The following is a 17,496-nucleotide window of genomic DNA, read 5'->3' on the forward strand; positions in this document are numbered from 1 at the left end:
CGGCGTTTCATTCAGTTTTCGTCTCGATACCAATTGAATGCCGCCGCAGAAACCGATATTCCCGCATCACAACATTCTCAAACGGAATGAACATGCGCCCCAGACGCTTCCTCCCCTCAACCCGCCTCTTGCTCGCATTCGATGCCGTCGTCAGGCATCGCTCCGTGACCGCCGCAGCGGCTGAACTGGATCTCACACAAAGCGCGGTCAGCCGCCTGATCCTGTCGCTGGAGCAGCAGCTCGGCAAAGAGCTGTTCACGCGGCACCGCAAACGACTGGTGCCAAATGCCGCCGCGCTGACCTATCAGCGCGAGGTGGCGCGCGCCCTCGACATGATCCAGCGGGCCAGCACTGCCGTTGTCGCAAATCCCGACGGCGGCACCCTGTCACTTGCCGTGCTGCCAACCTTTGCAACCCGCTGGCTTGGCCCGCGTCTGGGGGACTTCCTGAAGCGGCATCCGGGGGTGGCCGTCAACCTGTCGACCCGGATACAACGCTTCGATTTCAGCGGCGAAGTCTTTGATGCCGCAATTTATTTCGGAACCGAGGACTGGCAGGGCGTGCATCATCTCAAGCTGTTCGATGAACGCGTGACCGCCTGCGCCTCGCCCGATCTGGTGGCCGCGCATGGGTTGAATGCGGCAACGGATCTGGACGCGGTGCAGCTGCTTCATCTGGAATCGCGCCCGAATGTCTGGTCCGATTGGTTTCAGGCACAGGGCATGGCCGCACGCGGCGGCGACGGGATGCTGATGGATCAGTTCTCGATGATGATTCAGGCGGCGATCTCGGGGCTGGGCGTGGCGCTGCTGCCGGATTATCTTGCGCAGATCGAGATCGCAGACGGCCGTCTGGTCCCGGTGTTGAAACAGGCGGTCCCGGTACGGGGCGCCTATTGGCTGGTCTGGCCGGAAGAGCGCGGCGATCTTATTCCGCTGCGCGCCTTTCGCGACTGGCTGGCCGAAGAGGCATCCGGCGGCATCTGAGGGTGCGCACACACCCTCAGATCGTGGTTCCGTACAGCTGCCATTCGAGGTCCGTCACCTCCACCGCCAACGCGTTGTATTCACCGCGCTTTACAGCGGACAGAACACGGTGTAAGGGCGCGCCAAGGATGGATTTCATCGTCTCCGAGGCCTCGAACCGGTCGATCGCCTCCAGCCAGCCGCCCGGCATCGGCGGGTATTCCGCCTCACCGGCTGCGCCTTCCGCGCCCGGCGCGGTGCCTGCCTCCATACCATCCAGTGCCGCGCCGAGGACAAGCGCCGCAACAAGGTAGGGGTTGGCATCAACGCCCGCCACACGGTGTTCGAAATGCCGGGTCTTGGCCGCGCCGGACGGAATGCGCAGCGCAACGTTACGATCCTCCGCCCCCCAGGTGTTGGCCGCAGGAGAGTAAACCGTCCCGGCGAACCGCCGCCAACTGTTCAGCACCGGAGCAAGCAGCAGCATGGAGTCGGCCATGCTGTCCCTGATGCCGCCAATGGCGCTGAGCATGCGCGGCTCCAGCATGCCTTCCGAGGGGTCGGCAAAGATATTCGCGCCGCTCTCGTCCGCCAGCGACAGGTGCAGGTGCATCCCCGAGCCCGAGCTTTGCGCAAAGGGTTTCGACATGAAGCAAGCCTCCATGCCAAAGCGCCGCGCCGTGCTGCGCAACAACCGCTTGGAGCGCACCAGATCATCCGCCGCCCCGGCCAGATCGCGGTAGCGCAGGGTCAGCTCGAATTGCCCCACGGCATATTCGGAGATCAGGCTTTCCATCGGCAGGTCAAGCGCCGCGGCCCCCTCGTACACCGCATCAAAGAACGGGGCCATTTCGTCCAGTTCATCGACCGACATGCAATTGGTGCCCGACAATCTGCGACCTGTCATCGGGGCCCGCGCCGGTTGCGGTTTGCCATCCGCATCGCGCTCCTTGTCGACAAGGTAGAATTCCAGCTCCAGTGCGCCCATCGGCGTCAGCCCCAGCGCCCTGGCCCGCGCGACCTGACGCATCAGGGCATTGCGCGGATCATAGGGCGTGGGCGTGCCATCCGGCATTTCCATCTGCAACAGGACAAGGCCGCGCCCGGTCGCCGTCTGATAGCCCAGCGTATTGGGCACCGGCCAGCAACGGCTGTCCCCGCCGCCATCGTCAATCGCTTCGATCGCAGCATCCACGTCATGGCCAGAGACATCCTGAGCAAACAGCGAGGCGGGCATGCCGCGCCCCGACGTGAACAGGCTTTCCAGCTCATGGCGCCGGATGATCTTGCCGCGTCCGATGCCGTGCAGATCGCTCAGGATGATGTCGATCGCCTGCACATCCGGGTAAGTGTCGAGAAACTGCGTTGCCTCGGACTGAGGCGCCTTGTCCAGCGGCGCAATCAGGGTCATTTGGGTGTCCTTCCGACGTTATCCGGCAAACGTATAGGCCGTTTTGACCGATGTGTAGAACTCCGCCGCATAACTGTCCTGCTCGCGCGAGCCAAAGCTGGACCCTGTGCGCCCGCCAAATGGCACGTGATAATCGACACCCGCTGTCGGCAGGTCGAGAATGACCATCCCCGCCGCCGAGCGCCGCTTGAAGTCGCGGGCAAAGCGCAGGTTGGTGGTGCAGATCCCAGAGGACAGGCCGAACGGTGTATCATTGGCGAGGCTCACCGCCTCGTCAAAGTCATCGAAGCGGATCACGCTGGCGCAGGGGCCAAAGATTTCCTCGCGGGCGCTGCGCATGGCGTTGTTGGCCCAGATGAACAGGGCCGGGACCTGAAAATAACCTACTGTCTCGCGGATCAGATGCCCCCGCCCAGCACTTCGCAGCCTTCTTCGGCGGCCAGCACCACGTAGGACATAATTTCCTTCAAGCTGGCTACTGGAGGCCACCGGGCCGATCTGCATGCCGTCAGCCAAGGCGTGACCGACCTTGAGCGCCTGCATCTGGCGGTTCAACTCTGCCACGAAAGCATCGTGAATGCCTGACTGAACGATCAGCCGCGAGGACGCCGTGCACCGCTGCCCGGTCTGGAAGAACGCCCCGTTGAGACAGGCCGACACCGCCGTTTCCAGATCCGCGTCGTCCATGACAATCATCGGGTTCTTGCCACCCATCTCCATCTGGAGCTTTTTCATGTTCGCGGCGCAAGCCCCAGTCAGATGCCGACCCACAGGAACCGATCCGGTAATGGAAATGCCTGTGATGCGCGGATCTCCGGTCATCGCCTCGCTCACGACCGAGCCGCGCCCCATCACAAGGTTGAACACCCCCGCCGGCCATCCGGCCTCGTGGATGATCTGCGTCAGAATATGCGCTGAACCCGGGGTTCTGTTCCGCCGGTTTGAAGATCACGCAGTTGCCATAGGCCAGCGCCGGGGCGATTTTCCATGCCGGGATGGCGATCGGACAGTTCCACGGCGTGATCAGACCAACAACCCCGAGCGGCTCGCGCGTCACTTCCACTTCCACACCCGGACGAACAGAGGCGATGGCATCGCCGGTCAGACGCAGCGCCTCACCGGCGAAGAAGCGAAGAAGCGAAGAAGCGAAGAAGCGAAGAAGCGAAGAAGCGAAGAAGCGAAGAAGCGAAAGACATGTGCCGCGCGGCGGGTCTCGTCAAGCACCTCCGGCGGAACCGTGCCTTCTTGACGCGCCTGTATCCGGGCGACCTCGTCTTCGTGGGTGGTGATCTCGATTGCCCAGTCGGAGGCGATATTGACGCCCCGCGCCCGGAGGCCCGGAGCGCCGGAATCGCCGCACGGGACCGGCGGAAGACCGCAGAGACGTTGACCTCCGTGACCCGCGCCCAATCCCTGTCAGTGGGCTCCTCGGCGGCGCCATGGGTCAGCATACCGGCGTTGTTGATCAGAATATTGACGCGGCCAAAAGCGCCGATGGCCGCCTGAACGATGGCCTCGGGCGCGGCCTTGTCCGCGATGTCCGCCGCGTGGAATGCCACCTCCGCGCCGTTCCCGCACAACTCTTCTGCGAGCGCCTGCCCGGCATCTCACGGCGGCCGACCAGAAGCAGCGCGTAACCCTGCGCCTCAAGCGCCCGTGAGATGGCCGCCAATCCCCGACGTGGCTCCGGTCACCATGGCGCATGTCCGGGATGTGGCTGCGTCGCGTTGAGTCATGGTTGGCCATCGGCTGTGTTCAGCCGTCAGTGCCTTTTGCGATCGCAAAAAATCGACAATGGGACATGGCGCTGCCAAATCCGGCGGGATTCAGAGCTATAATTTTTGGAAAAACCAAAATACCTTGCATGCATATCAAAATTCAGAAAAAAAGTGCGATCGCAAATTATTGGAGGCGGCATGAGCGACAGAGCACATTCGGATCGGATCGCGATCCTCGGCGCGGGCCTGATTGGCGCGGGCTGGGCAGCCCTCTTCTTTCACCACGGCTTGGATGTCTGCATCTGGGACCCGAAACCCGAGGCTCTGGCCGATGTCGAGGCGCGGATGCGCGCACCACTGGCGCAGCTCGCCGAGGTCGCGCCCGGCGCAGGTCCGCGTGGCACGTTGACGCTTTGCACGGACCTCGCTGGGGCCGTCAATGGGGCTGACCTCATTCAGGAAAACGCGCCGGAAAACATCCCGGTCAAACATGCGCTGTATGCTCAGGTCGAACCCCTGATGGCAGACCACGCCGTGCTTGCCTCCTCCACCTCGGCGCTCACCTGGTCTGATCTCAGCCCTGGCCTCCAGAAGCCCGAGAGGCTGATCACCGCCCATCCGTTCAACCCGCCGCATCTTGTGCCACTGGTCGAGATCTACGGCACGGACCCCGCCCGCCTTGAGCGCGCGGAGACGATCTATCGCGCCGCAGAGCGTGTGCCCGTGCGCCTGAGAAAGGACGCGACCGGGCACATCGCCAACCGCCTTGCCTCGGCGCTGTGGCGCGAAGCGGTCTACATGGTTCAGGAAGGCATTGCTGACGTCGAGGCGATCGACGCCGCCCTCGTCAATGGCCCCGGCCTGCGCTGGTCGGTGCTGGGGGCGCATATGGCGTATCATCTTGGCGGCGGCCCGGGCGGCATGGCGGCCTACCTGTCGCACCTCGGACCAAGTCAGGAGCGACGTTGGGCCGCGCTTGGAACCCCGACCCTCAGCGAACAGGTGCAGGCGGATCTTGTGGCGGGTGTCGATCGCGAGGCCGCCGGGCGCAGCATAACGCAGCTAGAAGAGCACCGGGACAAGGCGCTGATCGCCGCCCTGCGCGCCCGCAAGCAGGCCCCGCATGTCTGAGCAAGCCCCCTCCCCCCGCATCGGCCTGATCCACGCGCTCGAAGAATCGGTGCTGCCGATCCGCGATGCCTTTGCCCGGCTATGGCCCGAAGCCGCGCCCGCCGACCTGCTGGATGCCTCCCTCTCGGCGGATCTGGCCCGGGCCGGATCGCTGGATCAGGCGATGACAGACCGTTTCCTGACCCTCGGACGCTATGCCGCCGCAGGCAGCGGGGTGCAGGACACGCGCGCCAACTTCTTCACCTGCTCCGCTTGCGGCCCCGCTTTCGAAGCGGTCAAGACCGACCTGGCCATTCCCGTCCTGCGTCCCAATGTGGCCGCCTTTGAATAGGCGCTCAAGGGTGGCCCGCGCATTGCGCTGGTCGTGACCTTTCCGCCGTCCCTGCCCGCGCTGACGCGCGAGCTTGAAGCCATGGCAGAGGCGCGGGGCAAGACCATCGAAATCACACCTGTTCTGGCCGAGGGCGCGATGGCCGCGCTCCAATCCGGCGATGGCCCGGACACGACCGTGCCGTTCTGGACGCCTGCCGGGACCTTGGCCCGCAGGACGTCGTCCTGCTTGGGCAATTCAGCCTCGCGCGGGCCGCCAAACTCTTGCAACCGCGTGTCGGTTGCCCCGTCATCACAATCCCCGAGAGGGCCGTGCGTGCCTTGCGCCGACTGGTTTCCTGATCCTGAAAGGACCGCCCCATGAATGAACGCGCAATTCTTTCCCTGACTCAGATGGATCAGATGAGCCTTTTCCACCCGGTCAGCTCGATCAGTGACCTGCAAAAGAACGGGCCCTCGATCTTCACCGCCGCAGAGCGCGTGACCGTGACCCGGGACACCGGCCAGACGTTGCTGGACATGGGCGCCGGCCTGTGGTGCGTGAACGTCGGCTATGGCCGCAAGGGACTGGTGCAGGCCGGAGCCGTGGCCATGCAAGAGCTCAGCTTTCAGCATTTCTTCGGCGGCGCCTCCGCCGAGCCGACCATTCGCCTTGCCGACCGCTTGCTGGGCCTGTTCCTGGACACGGTTCCGGGATCGGACATGGCGCGGGTGTTTTCGGCAACTCCGGATCGGACGCCAATGACACCGCCGTCAAACTGGTCAACTACTACAACAACCTGCGCGGCAAGCCGGCGAAGAAAAAGATCATCGCGCGGGAGGGGGCCTATCACGGTCTGACCCTCGCTTCGGGCAGCCTGACGGGGATCAAATTCTACCACACCGCCTTTGACATGCCGCTGGACACGGTGCGGCTCACAAGCTGCCCGCATTATTTCGCCTTCGGCGAGGACGGCGAGAGCGAAGCGGCCTACACCGACCGCCTGATTGCCGACCTCGAAGCGATGATCGCCCGCGAAGGCGCGGACACCATCGGAGCCTTCATCGCCGAGCCCGTGATGGGCACCGGCGGTGTCTTCCTGCCGCCTGAGGGCTATTTCGCCAAGCTGCAAGAAGTGCTGGACCGCCACGACATCCTGCTGATCTCCGATGAGGTCATCACGGGCTTTGGCCGCACCGGCAACTGGTTCGGATCGGGCACCTGTGGCTTGCGCCCCGACATCGTGTCGCGAGCCAAGGGCCTGACAAGCGCCTATTTCCCGATGTCCGCCTCGGTCATCTCGACCCGCATGTGGGAGGTTTTCGCAGGGGCCTCCGAAGAGATGGGCGTGGTCATGCACGGCTTTACCTATTCCGGCCATCCGGTTGGCGCCTCGATTGCCTTGGCCAATCTCGACGTTATGGAACAGGAAGACCTGCCGGGCCGCGCCGCCACGCTGGGGCCGGTCCTGCTGGACGCGCTGCGTGCGCGCGTCGGCGACAGCCCCTTTGTCGGCGATATTCGCGGTGTCGGCCTGATGGCGGCGGTCGAATTCACCGGTTTCCCGCAGGGCACCGCCCCGCACAAGATCGTGGCCAAACATGCCACCGCAGCACGGGTTCTGACCCGCGCGCTGCCCTACCTTCCGGTGACGTCCTTATCGCCGCCGCTGACCGTGACGGAGGCGGAGATCATCGAGGCCGCGGATCGGTATGCTCGCGCGCTCACCGCCGCCACACCCGATCTTGAGGCCTTGCTGGCATGAAGATCGGCATTCTCCTGACCGGCCGCACCGTGGAAACCCTGCCCGCGGAGCATGGCGACTACGATGCCATGTTCCGCGCCCTTCTGGACGGACGCGGGTTCCAGTTCCAGACCTACGCGGTGCTCGACGGCGAACTGCCACCCTCCATCGACGCGGCGGATGGCTGGCTGGTCACCGGCTCCAAACATGGCGTCTACGAGGACCTGCCGTGGATCGCCCCGCTGGAGGATTTCCTGCGACAGGTCTACGCCGGCGGACAGCCCATCGTTGGCATCTGTTTCGGGCACTAAATTCTGGCGCAGGCGCTTTGCGGCACGGTCGAGAAATTCTCCGGCGGCTGGTCCGTTGGCGCGACATCCTTCCAGACAGGGACCGGGCCAAAGCCGATCATGGCCTGGCATCAGGATCAGATGATCCAGCCAACCACAGAGGCGGAGGTCATTGGCCACACGGATTTCTGCGCCAACGCGATGCTGTCCTATGACGATACCGCGCTGACCGTGCAGCCGCACCCGGAATTCACGGCTGCGTTCATGGCCGATCTCTTGGCCGCGGGCGGCGAGATCCTGCCGCCCGATATTGCCCGCGCCGCGGTGGAAAACGTGAGCGATGATCTGGCAACATCTGACATGGCCGATCTGTTCGCCGCGTTCTTCAAACGGCCGCGCCAGATACAATGCAGGAGGACCTCATGAGCTGTGTCGATCTCGGAGCACGCCAACCTCTGGCCAAACCGGACCTTGTCTATTGCGCCGCGATCCGCGCCGATCTTGGCCCTGCGGAGGAGTTTGAATCCAGCCATGGGCTCAAACGCGCGGTGTTTCCCATTGTCGGCGGCGTCCTGCAAGGCGAAGAGCTTGAGGGGCAGATCATCCCAGGCGGTGCAGATTGGGCCGTGGGCCTGCCGGACGGCTCTTACGCCATCGAGGCGCGCTACCTGATCCGACTGAGTGACGGCACCGTCATTTCAATCCTGAACGCGGGCTTGATGGTCGCGCAGCCGGACGGCGCATTCCTTGGCCGCACCCGCGCGTCCTTCGAAGTGCCCGCCGGACCACATGATTGGCTGGACAAATCCGTGTTCTTCGGCACCGCCACGGCACAAGCAGGCAACGATGATCACGTCTATATCGAACACCGGGAGGCGGTGATTTGATGGTCGCGGCATGGCGGATGCCAACGTTCGCCGGCGCTGACTCGCTGCAGTGACCAAGCTGGCATCACGCGTTCTGGCCAAACACGTCATCTCACGGGGGCGATCTCATCAATTGCCCGCAGAGGCATCGCGAACCCTGAAAGGATCATCCGGTTGATCAAGCCGGGAACGCCTTTGCTCTTGATCATTCTCCGGACGTCAGGCGTTCGGCGGTCATCCCCCTCCGGACCACGGCCAGATCCTAACCCGCGACAGGCATGTCGACGTATCAGGTCACTCCGGCGCGCAGCAGCACAGTGACGGCGCTGTCGAAATGCTCTGACATGGCAGCTTCGGCGCGACTTGCGTCCTGTGCCATGATCGCGGTCGCGATGCGTTCGTGACATTTGATGTTGTCGCGGCGGTTCTGGTGAGTCGCGCGCGAGCGCCAGCCGATGGCCCATGTCTGTCGGGTGATGATCCAGAAACTGTCCACCAGCATGGCATAGAGATGATTGCCGGACGCTCGGGCGATCACCGAATGAAAGCGGATATCCAGCTCCATCAACGCGGTGTGCCCGCCTTCCAGGGCGGTGAACATGCGCGCGGTGATGTCCAGAAGCTCCGTCGCCTCGGCATCGCTGCGACGCATGGCCGCCAGGCCGACGGTACGCATTTCCAGAGTTCTGCGCACATCAAGCACCTGCTGGATGCTCATCCCCCGGCTATAGGTCGCATGGTCGAGCACGAGGCTGAGGGCCGACGCGTCGGGCACCGCCACCCGCGCCTTGCGCGAGCCTCCGATGTCGAGGATTCGCAAGGTGGCCAGTCCACGCAGGGCCTCGCGCGTCACGGGGCGCGATATGCCCAGATGTTCGGCAAGGGCCGCCTCTGACGGCAGCGTGTCGCCGGGACGCAACCCTTGCGCGCGGACCAGATCGCGAATGCCCTTCATGGCCATTTCGGCCAGTCCCGGCTCGGCGGATATGGGCTTTGTCAAGAAGTCCTCCCTTCAGCGTTGGTTCGAGGATTCTATTGGATCGAAGGGCCTCAGCTGTGTATTTCCTCTATCATGCGTCAATATTGTCTGACAATCCATAGAAAATTGTCACAATATGTGGCTGCGCGCGAATGGGACGGGTAGTCATTGCCGTGACGAACGCACCGGCCCGACCGGACGCGCAGGGAGGACATCTGACGTGAAGATCACCGCCATCCGCACCTATCGTGCCGAGGAATTCGCCAATGTGCTTTGGGTCCATGTGGAGACCGATGCCGGGATTACCGGCCTCGGGGAAACCTTCTACGGGGCCGAAGCCTGTGAGGCGCATATTCACAATACGCTAGCCGTTCGGCTCGTGGGCCAGAACCCGCTGAACATCGAGGCGCTGCACAAGGAAATGGTCAGCCTGCCAAACGCGCAGGCCTCGACCGGGGTGGAATACCGCGCCGCCTCTGCCATCGACATCGCGCTGTGGGACATCTTTGGCAAGGTGGCAGAGCAGCCCGTGCATGTGATGCTGGGCGGCCAGTCGTGGGACAAGATCCGCATCTACAATACCTGTGCCGGCACACGCTACGTACGCACCAACAAGATCAAGCCGGTCGATACATGGAACCGAGATGAGGGTCAGTACGAGGACCTCGACGCCTTCATGACCGACGCGGGTGCGCTGGCCGAAGATTTGCTCGACAAGGGCATCACCGCGATGAAGATCTGGCCTTTCGATCCGCCTGCGATCGAGAACAAGGGCATGTTCATCACGGCTGAGCAGATGAAGACGGCGGTGAAACCCTTCGAACAGATCCGCAAGGCTGTCGGCGACCGAATGGAGATCATGGTCGAGCTGCATTGCCTGTGGAACCTGCCGGTGGCCAAGGACATCGCCCGCGTTCTGGAGGACTACCAGCCCCGCTGGTACGAGGATCCGATCCGCATGAACAACGCGCAGGCGCTGGCGGAATTTGCCGCCTCGACGTCGGTCTGGACTTGCGCATCGGAAACGCTTGGCTCGCGCTTTGCCTATAAGGAATTCCTCGACCGGGACGCCGCGCATGTGGTCATGGCAGACCTGTGCTGGACAGGCGGGCTGACCGAAGGCCGCAAAATCGCCGCCATGGCGGACACCTATCACCGCCCCTTCGCGCCACATGACTGCATCGGTCCGGTGGGCTTTGCCGCTGCGATCCACATGTCGTTCAGCCAGCCCAACACTCTGATCCAGGAATCAGTTCGAGCCTTTTACAACGGCTGGTATCGCGAACTGGTGACCGAGGTGCCGCGCATCGAGGGCGGATACGTCTACCCGATGGAAGGCCCAGGCCTCGGCACCGAACTGCGCCCGGAATTCTTCGAGCGCAGCGATCTGACAACACGAGTTTCGGAGGTCTCATGAGCCATCCCCTTTTTGATCTGACCGGCAAAACCGCCCTCATCACGGGTTCTTCACGCGGTCTTGGCCGCGCCTTTGCCGAAGGTCTGGCACAGGCCGGCGCGCGCATTGTTCTCAACGGTGTGAATCCAGACCGGCTGGAGTCCGCCGCGCAGGAGATGCGCGAGCAGGGCTTTGACGTGCTGACCTCGGCGTTTGACGTGGCGGACGAGGCGGCCATCGTCTCGGCGTTCGAGACGCTGGACGCAGAGGGTGTCGACGTCGATATCCTTGTGAACAACGCGGGTATCCAGTTCCGCAAGCCGATGCTGGAGCTGGAAACCGCCGATTGGCGGCGCGTGCTGGACATCAACCTCACGGCGGCCTTCGTCGTGGGCCGCGAAGCAGCCAAACGCATGGCGAAACGAGGCAAGGGCAAGGTGATCAACATTGGCTCGCTCACCTCCGAGCTGGCCCGCGCGACGGTCGCGCCCTACACGGTCGCCAAGGGCGGCATCAAGATGCTGACCAAGTCGATGGCGGCGGAATGGGGCGAGCTGGGCATCCAGGCCAACGCCATCGGACCGGGCTACATGGTCACCGACATGAACGAGGCGCTGCTGTCGAACCCCGACTTCGACGCATGGGTCAAAGGGCGCACCCCGATGCGCCGCTGGGGTCTTCCGGAGGAGTTGGCCGGAACCTGTATCTACCTCGCCTCAGACGCGTCGAATTATGTTTCGGGTCAGATCATCTATGCCGATGGCGGCATGATCTCGGTGCTGTGAGGTCATGATGAACATCGTCTTTTACGGCCCCAATGCCGCCACGTTTGAACCGGGCCTGTCAGAACAGCTCGACATGCCGCACAAGATCACCGTGATCTCCGACGCGGCGGACAGCCCGGGCGAGGCTGAGGCGCTGGCCAGCGCTGACGTGGTCGTCGGTGTGCATTATGCGGGCAAGGGTGTACAGAACGCCCGGCTGTTTCAGCTCCCCGCAGCCGGTTTCGACAAGGTCGACATGGACGCCCTGCCCACGAGCTGCGCCGTGTGCAACGCTTTCGGGCACGAAAACGCCATCGCGGAATACGTCATGGCGGCCCTTCTGTCGCGGCACGTGCCGTTGGCGGATGCGGACGCCCGGCTGCGGCAGGGCGACTGGCACTACTGGGCCGGCGGCCCGGACGGGCTGCGCACCGAAATGGGCCAGCAGAGCATCGGCATCGTCGGGCACGGCCACATCGGCAAGGCGGTCAAGGAGCGCGCGCTGGCCTTCGGCATGACGGTCCATGTGGCGAACCGCTCGCCGGTTGAAGATGCGCGGATCACGACACACGAACTGGATGCGCTGCCTGAAATGGCCGGGCAGGTGGATGTGCTGCTGAACACGCTGCCGCTGACGGGTCGCACAGCCGGGTTGATCGGCGCGGAGGTGCTCGCCGCCATACGCGATGGCGCGATCGTCATGAACGTCGGGCGCGGCCCGGTGATCGACGAGGATGCGCTGTTTGCCGCGTTGAAGGATGGTCGCCTGAACGCGATCCTCGATACTTGGTACGTCTATCCCTCGAGGGACGATCCCAACCCTCAGCCGTCAAAACACCCGTTTTGCAATCTCCCCAACGTGTTGATCACGCCGCACATGTCCGGCTGGACAAACGGCACCATCGCACGCCGCACCGCCACTGTGGCGGAGAATATCAACCGTCTGGCGCGCGGTGACGATCTGATCAATGTCGTCAGCGAGCCGCACTCATGAAGGCGGTTGTCATCCACGGCGAACGTGATCTGCGCATCGAAGACATGGCTCCGGCCGCGCAGCCGGGCCCCGGAGAAGTGCAGGTGAATGTCGCCAATGGCGGCATCTGCGGGTCCGACCTTCATTATTACCTGCACGGCGGCTTCGGCGCGATCCGTGTGCGCGAGCCGATGGCGCTTGGGCACGAGGTGTCCGGCGTCGTGTCTGCCGTGGGCGAGGGTGTCGAGGGTCTGGCCGTCGGGGATAAGGTGGCGGTGAACCCATCACGCCCCTGCAGGTGCTGTGAATACTGCCTCCGGGGGCAGCCTAACCAATGTCTCGACATGCGCTTCAACGGCTCGGCCATGCGGATGCCGCATGAACAGGGCTTGTTCCGCGAGGCGCTGACCCTGCCCGCAAGCCGGGTGGAACAGTTCACGCCGGAGACTGACCTCGCGTTTGCCGCGATGACCGAACCGCTGGCCGTCTGTCTGCACGCGGTGCGGCAGGCACGCTCGCTGGTCGGCAAGACCGTGCTGGTGTCGGGCTCTGGCCCCATCGGCTGCCTGACGATTGCTGCCGCGCGGCTGGCCGGGGCGACGCGGATCATCGCGACCGACATCTCGGACACACCGCTTGGCGTGGCGCGGGCGATGGGCGCGGATGAGACGATCAACCTTGCCACCACGCCCGAGGCGCTGGCACCGCTACAGGGCGACAAGGGCCGGATCGACGTCAGCTTCGAATGCTCCGGCGCACCGCAGGCGCTTGGCGGGCTGCTGAACGCCACGCGGGCGGGCGGCACGGTGATCCTTGTCGGCATGGGCGGCGACGCCCCGCTGCCGCTGCAACTGACGGTGGCCAAGGAGTTGACCCTGCGCGGCGCGTTCCGCTTCCACGAAGAATTTGCCACCGCTGCGCGGATCATATCAGACGGGCGCATCAACCTCGCCCCGCTGCTGACCGGTGTCCACGACGCCGACGCCGCCGTCGCGGCCTTCGATCTGGCGGCGGACAAGTCCCGCGCCATGAAGGTGCAGATCCGTTTCTCCGGCGTCTGACACGCCGAGATCAACCCAGAGGGAGGAGACCCCAATGACTTTCAAGACTCTGCTCACCAGTGCGCTGGCCCTTGGCCTGTCCGTCATGGCCGCCAACGCGCAGGATTACAGCTTCCGCTTCCAATCGTCGGACCCGGCGGGCAATCCGAACTTCGAGTTCCAGCAAGGCTGGACCGAGACGTTGAAAGAGATGAGCGGTGGAAACATCGTCGTCGAACTGCTGCCCGTGGGCTCCATCGTCGATTACAAGGAAACCCAGGACGCGGTCGGCGCCGGCATCATTGACGGCCACATCACCGACACGTCCTACTTTGCAGGCAAAGACCCGGCCTTTGGCCTGATCGCCAACCCGGTGGGCGCCTGGTCCGACCCGTCCGAGATGATCGACTTCGTCGAGAATGGCGGCGGGGCAGAGCTGATGAACGAGCTTCTGAACCCCTACGGGCTGGAATTCATCGGCGTGTCCACGCCGGGCCTCGAAGCCTTTGTGTCCAAGGTGCCGCTTGACGGCGTGGCCGATTTGCAAGGGCTCAAGGTGCGCAACCCCGAGGGCCTGATCGCCAACGTCTTCCGCGCGGCGGGTGCCGCCCCGGTCAACCTGCCTGCGTCCGAGGTCTATACCTCGCTCGACAAGGGCGTGATCGACGCGGCCGACTATTCCGTGTTCTCGGTCAACCAGGAGGTCGGCATGAACGACGTGGCGACGCATCCGGTCTATCCGGGCTTCCACTCACTGCCGTTGATCGAGATCTCGATGAACAAGGCCAAGTGGGACGGGCTGCCCGAAGACGTGCAGCAGATGTTCAAAGCCTCGATCAAGGAGTTCCAGCAAACGCAGGTCAATGCTCTGAAAGAGCGTGATCTGGCGGCGATCGAGGCGGCGAAAGCCAAAGGCGAGGTGACCATCCACGACTGGCCCGCAGAAGAGCGCGCCAAGTTCCGCGGCATCGCGCGCGGCGAATGGGAAAAGGTCGCCAGCCAGTCCGAGATGGCCCAGAAGGTCTATGACAGCCTGAACGCCTACCTGGAATCCAAAGGCCTGATCAAGTGAACCGAAACGGGGCGGGCCTCACCGTCCGCCCCGTGACCTTTGCGCAGGGAGGTAAGAAATGAGCGATTTGTCCAAGCGTGCGGCACCCGAAGCGGGCCGTCTCGGGCGCATCATCGACAAGGGCGGATATGTGTTCGCCGCAGGCATCGTGCTGGCCGCCGGCATCCTGCTGCTTGAGGTGTTCTTGCGCTACGTGTTCAACAAACCGACGCTGTGGGCACATGAAACCACGACCTTCCTGTGTGGCCTCGCCTTCCTTTATGGTGGACTGTTCTGCGTGTCCCGCAACAGCCATATCCGCGTCGTGCTGATCTATGATGCCATCGGGCCGCGCGCGAAACGTTGGCTGAACGTCGCCATTTCCATCCTGTCGCTGATCGCCTCGGGCTTTTTTGCCTTTGCCTGCTGGATCATGGTGTCCAAGGCTTTCTGGACGCCGAATGGCAGCTTTCGCATGGAAACGTCGGGTTCTGCCTGGAACCCGCCGACCCCGGCGCTGGTCAAGGGATTTCTGCTGCTCATCCTGCTGACCATGGCGGTCCAGTTCCTGATCCTTGCCTTCAATTACCTGCGCGCCCCCGTGGACGGCGCCCCGGAGCGTGACGCATGAGTGCCCTTCTTGACTTCATGGCCATCGGCATCGGCCCGCTGACCCTGTGGATGTTCGGCCTTATGGTGGTGTTGCTGCTCACCGGTATGCCGCTGGCCTTTGTCACGCTGCTGGTCGCGCTGGTGTTTGCGCTGCTCGGCTATGGCACCATGGCGGTGCCGATCATCACCTCGCGCATCTATACCTTCGTCGAAAGTTTCGTTTTCGTCTCGGTGCCGATGTTCGTGCTGATGGCCGCACTGCTGGACCGATCCGGCATCGCACGCGATTTGTTCGACGCGATGAAGCTGATCGGCGGGCGGTTGCGCGGCGGTGTGGCGGTGCAGACGATCTTTGTCGCCGTGGTTCTGGCCGCCATGTCCGGGATCATCGGCGGCGAGATCGTGCTGCTGGGTATGATCGCGCTGCCCCAGATGCTCCGGCAGGGTTATGACCGCAAACTCGCCATCGGCGTGGTCTGCGCGGGCGGATCGCTCGGCACCATGGTGCCGCCGTCAATCGTGCTGATCATCTACGGGCTGACGGCCAACGTCTCGATCGGGGATCTGTTCACTGCGGCCTTCTTGCCCGGCTTCATGCTGGCAATGTTCTACGTCATCTACATCCTCGTTCTGTCCTACTCCAACCCCAACATCGCACCCCCTCCCGACCCGGAGCCGATGCTCGGTGCCGAGAAGATCAAGCTGCTCAAGGGCCTGATCGTGCCTCTCCTGGTCGTGTTCTTCGTGCTCGGGTCGATCTATGCCGGGATCGCCTCGGTGACCGAAGCCTCGGCCGTGGGCGTCGGCGGTGTGCTGTTGTCGACCGTGCTGCGGGGTGAGTTCTCGCTCGCCATGCTGCGCGACAGCGCGATGCAGACGCTGGCTACAGTGGGCATGATCGTCTGGATCGGGATCGGGGCCACCGCGCTGGTCGGGGTCTACAACCTGATGGGCGGCATCCGCTTCATCTCCGACCTGATGACGGGGATCTCCGACAATCCGACCGTCATCGTGCTGGTGATGATGGCGATCCTGTTTGTGCTGGGGGCTTTCCTCGACTGGGTCGGGATCGCGCTTCTGACGATGCCGATCTTCGTGCCGATCATCAAATCGCTGGGCCTCGACCCGGTGTGGTTCGGTGTGCTGTTCGCGATGAACATGCAGGTCAGCTTCCTGTCACCGCCCTTTGGCCCGGCAGCGTTCTATCTGAAATCCGTGGCCCCGCCGGACATCTCCCTCGGCGAGATCTTTCGCGCACTGCTGCCCTTCATCGCACTGCAGATCCTTGCCGTCGGTCTTCTGGTGGCCTTCCCGGGGATTACCGGACGGTAAAGGCCTGACCCGGGTTTTCTGTCAAGCGCAGCGGTCCGGGGCGTTCGATCACCCTGATCTGGCCCATATTGATTGACTGCGGAGGCTAGGCTCCGGCTTCATTGAGATTTGGCAGAAAAGGTGATGCCGGGGTGTCGTGGAGACCTGCATCATGAGCGATTTGTTCTGGCTCACGGAGGCGCAGATGGTGCGTCTGCGTCCCTTCTTTCCCGAAGAGCCGTGGTCGCCCGAGGGAGGATGACAGGCGCGAGCTTGGCGGGATTATCTTCATTAATCGCAATGGTTTGCGCTGGCTTGATGATGAGGGTCGAGCCGCCACCGGTTCGAGGCCGACCCGAACGGGGAATACGGCCCGCACAAGACGCTCTACAACCGCTGGCGCAGGTGGAGCGAGATGGGCGTCTTCGCCAGGATCCTGGTCGAACTGGCCGATGAGGGGCACCGAGACGAGCACCGTCATGATCCCCTCTCGGGCCATCACTCCGTGATGCCCTGCCGGGCACTGGACGCAAGCCATCTCAAGGCGCACCGCACGGCCTCCAGCCTGCGGGCAAGTAAGGAGGGTCAGGAATTGATCTGGGGGATCAATTCCCCGACGAACGGGGGCGTGGTCGCGTGATCGGTCGAACCACGGGCCGGATGAACCACTGCCCGGCAGGGCATGTCCGCCGGAAATGTCCCGAGAGGGACCAAGCTCTACGCGATCTGCGGCGCCGTGACTCGCCCAAAACGGGTGTTTCCGACTGCCGGGCAGGTCAGCGACTACCGCGGCGCGCAGGCATTGTCGGACACGTTGCCATCGGCAAACTGGCTTCTGGCCGACCGAGGCTATGACGGTGACTGGTTCAGAGAAATGTTACAGGACAAGAAGATAACGGCCGTTCAGGGCTGATCTGATCCCCCGGATCAAATCT

At 63.6% G+C, this 17,496-nt stretch carries 18 protein-coding genes and 3 pseudogenes; 16 read left to right on the top strand and 5 right to left on the bottom strand.

Going from position 1 to position 17,496, the window contains the following annotated elements; all coding sequences use genetic code 11:
- Positions 1-92 precede the first annotated feature (92 nt).
- Positions 93-986, top strand: coding sequence for a LysR family transcriptional regulator (locus ACN2XU_RS23435; RefSeq protein ID WP_419412778.1), 894 nt, complete (start codon positions 93-95; stop codon positions 984-986).
- Positions 987-1,002: 16 nt separating this feature from the next.
- Here ACN2XU_RS23435 and ACN2XU_RS23440 read toward each other — a convergent pair whose 3' ends face one another.
- The 4 genes and pseudogenes from ACN2XU_RS23440 to ACN2XU_RS23455 all read right to left on the bottom strand — a co-directional run.
- Positions 1,003-2,376: a glutamine synthetase family protein gene (locus tag ACN2XU_RS23440; protein ID WP_419412779.1), complete on the bottom strand. Its 1,374-nt coding sequence runs from the start codon at positions 2,374-2,376 to the stop codon at positions 1,003-1,005.
- Between the two features lie 18 nt (positions 2,377-2,394).
- Positions 2,395-3,228, bottom strand: a complete 834-nt coding sequence (locus ACN2XU_RS23445) for an aldehyde dehydrogenase family protein (protein WP_500797242.1) — start codon at positions 3,226-3,228, stop codon at positions 2,395-2,397.
- 121 nt (positions 3,229-3,349) lie between these two features.
- Positions 3,350-3,487, bottom strand: a pseudogene (locus ACN2XU_RS23450) (aldehyde dehydrogenase family protein); the annotation flags it as partial.
- A 4-nt stretch (positions 3,488-3,491) separates the two neighbouring features.
- Positions 3,492-3,965: pseudogene (locus tag ACN2XU_RS23455) on the bottom strand (SDR family NAD(P)-dependent oxidoreductase); the annotation flags it as partial.
- 327 nt (positions 3,966-4,292) lie between these two features.
- Here ACN2XU_RS23455 and ACN2XU_RS23460 point away from each other — a divergent pair.
- From ACN2XU_RS23460 to ACN2XU_RS23490, 7 genes are all read left to right on the top strand, one after another.
- A complete protein-coding gene (locus ACN2XU_RS23460) occupies positions 4,293-5,225 on the top strand; it encodes a 3-hydroxyacyl-CoA dehydrogenase NAD-binding domain-containing protein (protein WP_419412781.1) in 933 nt (310 codons plus the stop codon).
- Positions 5,218-5,556 (top strand): hypothetical protein, encoded by a 339-nt coding sequence (locus ACN2XU_RS23465; RefSeq protein WP_419412782.1) that lies wholly within the window; start codon positions 5,218-5,220, stop codon positions 5,554-5,556. The genes ACN2XU_RS23460 and ACN2XU_RS23465 overlap by 8 nt, the downstream gene beginning before the upstream one ends.
- 359 nt (positions 5,557-5,915) lie before the next feature.
- Entirely contained in the window at positions 5,916-6,395 is a 480-nt protein-coding gene (locus tag ACN2XU_RS23470; RefSeq protein WP_419412795.1) for a hypothetical protein, read from the top strand.
- A complete protein-coding gene (locus tag ACN2XU_RS23475) occupies positions 6,314-7,300 on the top strand; it encodes an aminotransferase class III-fold pyridoxal phosphate-dependent enzyme (protein ID WP_419412794.1) in 987 nt (328 codons plus the stop codon). The genes ACN2XU_RS23470 and ACN2XU_RS23475 overlap by 82 nt, the downstream gene beginning before the upstream one ends.
- Positions 7,297-7,590: a type 1 glutamine amidotransferase family protein gene (locus ACN2XU_RS23480; protein ID WP_419412783.1), complete on the top strand. Its 294-nt coding sequence runs from the start codon at positions 7,297-7,299 to the stop codon at positions 7,588-7,590. The genes ACN2XU_RS23475 and ACN2XU_RS23480 overlap by 4 nt, the downstream gene beginning before the upstream one ends.
- A 99-nt stretch (positions 7,591-7,689) precedes the next feature.
- Positions 7,690-7,995 carry a hypothetical protein gene (locus ACN2XU_RS23485; protein WP_419412784.1) on the top strand — a complete coding sequence of 102 codons (306 nt, stop codon included), beginning with the start codon at positions 7,690-7,692 and terminating at the stop codon, positions 7,993-7,995.
- A complete protein-coding gene (locus ACN2XU_RS23490) occupies positions 7,992-8,456 on the top strand; it encodes a DUF3237 family protein (protein WP_419412785.1) in 465 nt (154 codons plus the stop codon). Before ACN2XU_RS23485 ends, ACN2XU_RS23490 begins: the two co-directional genes overlap by 4 nt.
- 268 nt (positions 8,457-8,724) lie before the next feature.
- Here the strand turns inward: ACN2XU_RS23490 and ACN2XU_RS23495 are convergent, their stop codons facing one another.
- Positions 8,725-9,435 (bottom strand): FadR/GntR family transcriptional regulator, encoded by a 711-nt coding sequence (locus ACN2XU_RS23495; RefSeq protein ID WP_419412786.1) that lies wholly within the window; start codon positions 9,433-9,435, stop codon positions 8,725-8,727.
- A gap of 199 nt (positions 9,436-9,634) precedes the next feature.
- Here ACN2XU_RS23495 and ACN2XU_RS23500 point away from each other — a divergent pair, with 199 nt between their 5' ends.
- From ACN2XU_RS23500 to ACN2XU_RS23535, 8 genes and pseudogenes are all read left to right on the top strand, one after another.
- Entirely contained in the window at positions 9,635-10,831 is a 1,197-nt protein-coding gene (locus ACN2XU_RS23500; RefSeq protein ID WP_419412787.1) for a mandelate racemase/muconate lactonizing enzyme family protein, read from the top strand.
- Positions 10,828-11,595, top strand: coding sequence for an SDR family oxidoreductase (locus ACN2XU_RS23505; RefSeq protein WP_419412788.1), 768 nt, complete (start codon positions 10,828-10,830; stop codon positions 11,593-11,595). Before ACN2XU_RS23500 ends, ACN2XU_RS23505 begins: the two co-directional genes overlap by 4 nt.
- Positions 11,596-11,602: 7 nt before the next feature.
- Complete coding sequence (locus ACN2XU_RS23510; protein ID WP_419412789.1) at positions 11,603-12,568, top strand: 2-hydroxyacid dehydrogenase; 966 nt, start codon at positions 11,603-11,605, stop codon at positions 12,566-12,568.
- Entirely contained in the window at positions 12,565-13,608 is a 1,044-nt protein-coding gene (locus ACN2XU_RS23515) for an L-idonate 5-dehydrogenase (protein WP_419412790.1), read from the top strand. Before ACN2XU_RS23510 ends, ACN2XU_RS23515 begins: the two co-directional genes overlap by 4 nt.
- 34 nt (positions 13,609-13,642) lie before the next feature.
- Complete coding sequence (locus tag ACN2XU_RS23520) at positions 13,643-14,659, top strand: TRAP transporter substrate-binding protein (protein WP_419412791.1); 1,017 nt, start codon at positions 13,643-13,645, stop codon at positions 14,657-14,659.
- 58 nt (positions 14,660-14,717) lie between these two features.
- Positions 14,718-15,269 carry a TRAP transporter small permease subunit gene (locus tag ACN2XU_RS23525; RefSeq protein WP_419412792.1) on the top strand — a complete coding sequence of 184 codons (552 nt, stop codon included), beginning with the start codon at positions 14,718-14,720 and terminating at the stop codon, positions 15,267-15,269.
- Positions 15,266-16,582, top strand: a complete 1,317-nt coding sequence (locus ACN2XU_RS23530) for a TRAP transporter large permease (RefSeq protein ID WP_419412793.1) — start codon at positions 15,266-15,268, stop codon at positions 16,580-16,582. The genes ACN2XU_RS23525 and ACN2XU_RS23530 overlap by 4 nt, the downstream gene beginning before the upstream one ends.
- 151 nt (positions 16,583-16,733) lie before the next feature.
- A pseudogene (locus tag ACN2XU_RS23535) lies at positions 16,734-17,462 on the top strand (transposase); the annotation flags it as partial.
- Between the last annotated feature and the right edge of the window lie 34 nt (positions 17,463-17,496).

This window comes from Pacificoceanicola niger (assembly GCF_048553275.1).
Classification (GTDB): Bacteria; Pseudomonadota; Alphaproteobacteria; order Rhodobacterales; family Rhodobacteraceae; genus Pacificoceanicola.

Excerpts from the sequence above, each read along its gene's own strand:
- ACN2XU_RS23440 (WP_419412779.1), bottom strand. The coding sequence starts at position 2,376 with ATGACCCTGATTGCGCCGCTGGACAAGGCGCCTCAGTCCGAGGCAACG.
- ACN2XU_RS23460 (WP_419412781.1), top strand. The coding sequence starts at position 4,293 with ATGAGCGACAGAGCACATTCGGATCGGATCGCGATCCTCGGCGCGGGC.
- ACN2XU_RS23515 (WP_419412790.1), top strand. The coding sequence starts at position 12,565 with ATGAAGGCGGTTGTCATCCACGGCGAACGTGATCTGCGCATCGAAGAC.
- ACN2XU_RS23490 (WP_419412785.1), top strand. The coding sequence starts at position 7,992 with ATGAGCTGTGTCGATCTCGGAGCACGCCAACCTCTGGCCAAACCGGAC.
- ACN2XU_RS23480 (WP_419412783.1), top strand. The coding sequence starts at position 7,297 with ATGAAGATCGGCATTCTCCTGACCGGCCGCACCGTGGAAACCCTGCCC.
- ACN2XU_RS23530 (WP_419412793.1), top strand. The coding sequence starts at position 15,266 with ATGAGTGCCCTTCTTGACTTCATGGCCATCGGCATCGGCCCGCTGACC.
- ACN2XU_RS23485 (WP_419412784.1), top strand. The coding sequence starts at position 7,690 with ATGGCCTGGCATCAGGATCAGATGATCCAGCCAACCACAGAGGCGGAG.
- ACN2XU_RS23445 (WP_500797242.1), bottom strand. The coding sequence starts at position 3,228 with ATGGGGCGCGGCTCGGTCGTGAGCGAGGCGATGACCGGAGATCCGCGC.
- ACN2XU_RS23525 (WP_419412792.1), top strand. The coding sequence starts at position 14,718 with ATGAGCGATTTGTCCAAGCGTGCGGCACCCGAAGCGGGCCGTCTCGGG.
- ACN2XU_RS23510 (WP_419412789.1), top strand. The coding sequence starts at position 11,603 with ATGAACATCGTCTTTTACGGCCCCAATGCCGCCACGTTTGAACCGGGC.
- ACN2XU_RS23470 (WP_419412795.1), top strand. The coding sequence starts at position 5,916 with ATGAATGAACGCGCAATTCTTTCCCTGACTCAGATGGATCAGATGAGC.
- ACN2XU_RS23505 (WP_419412788.1), top strand. The coding sequence starts at position 10,828 with ATGAGCCATCCCCTTTTTGATCTGACCGGCAAAACCGCCCTCATCACG.
- ACN2XU_RS23435 (WP_419412778.1), top strand. The coding sequence starts at position 93 with ATGCGCCCCAGACGCTTCCTCCCCTCAACCCGCCTCTTGCTCGCATTC.
- ACN2XU_RS23465 (WP_419412782.1), top strand. The coding sequence starts at position 5,218 with ATGTCTGAGCAAGCCCCCTCCCCCCGCATCGGCCTGATCCACGCGCTC.
- ACN2XU_RS23520 (WP_419412791.1), top strand. The coding sequence starts at position 13,643 with ATGACTTTCAAGACTCTGCTCACCAGTGCGCTGGCCCTTGGCCTGTCC.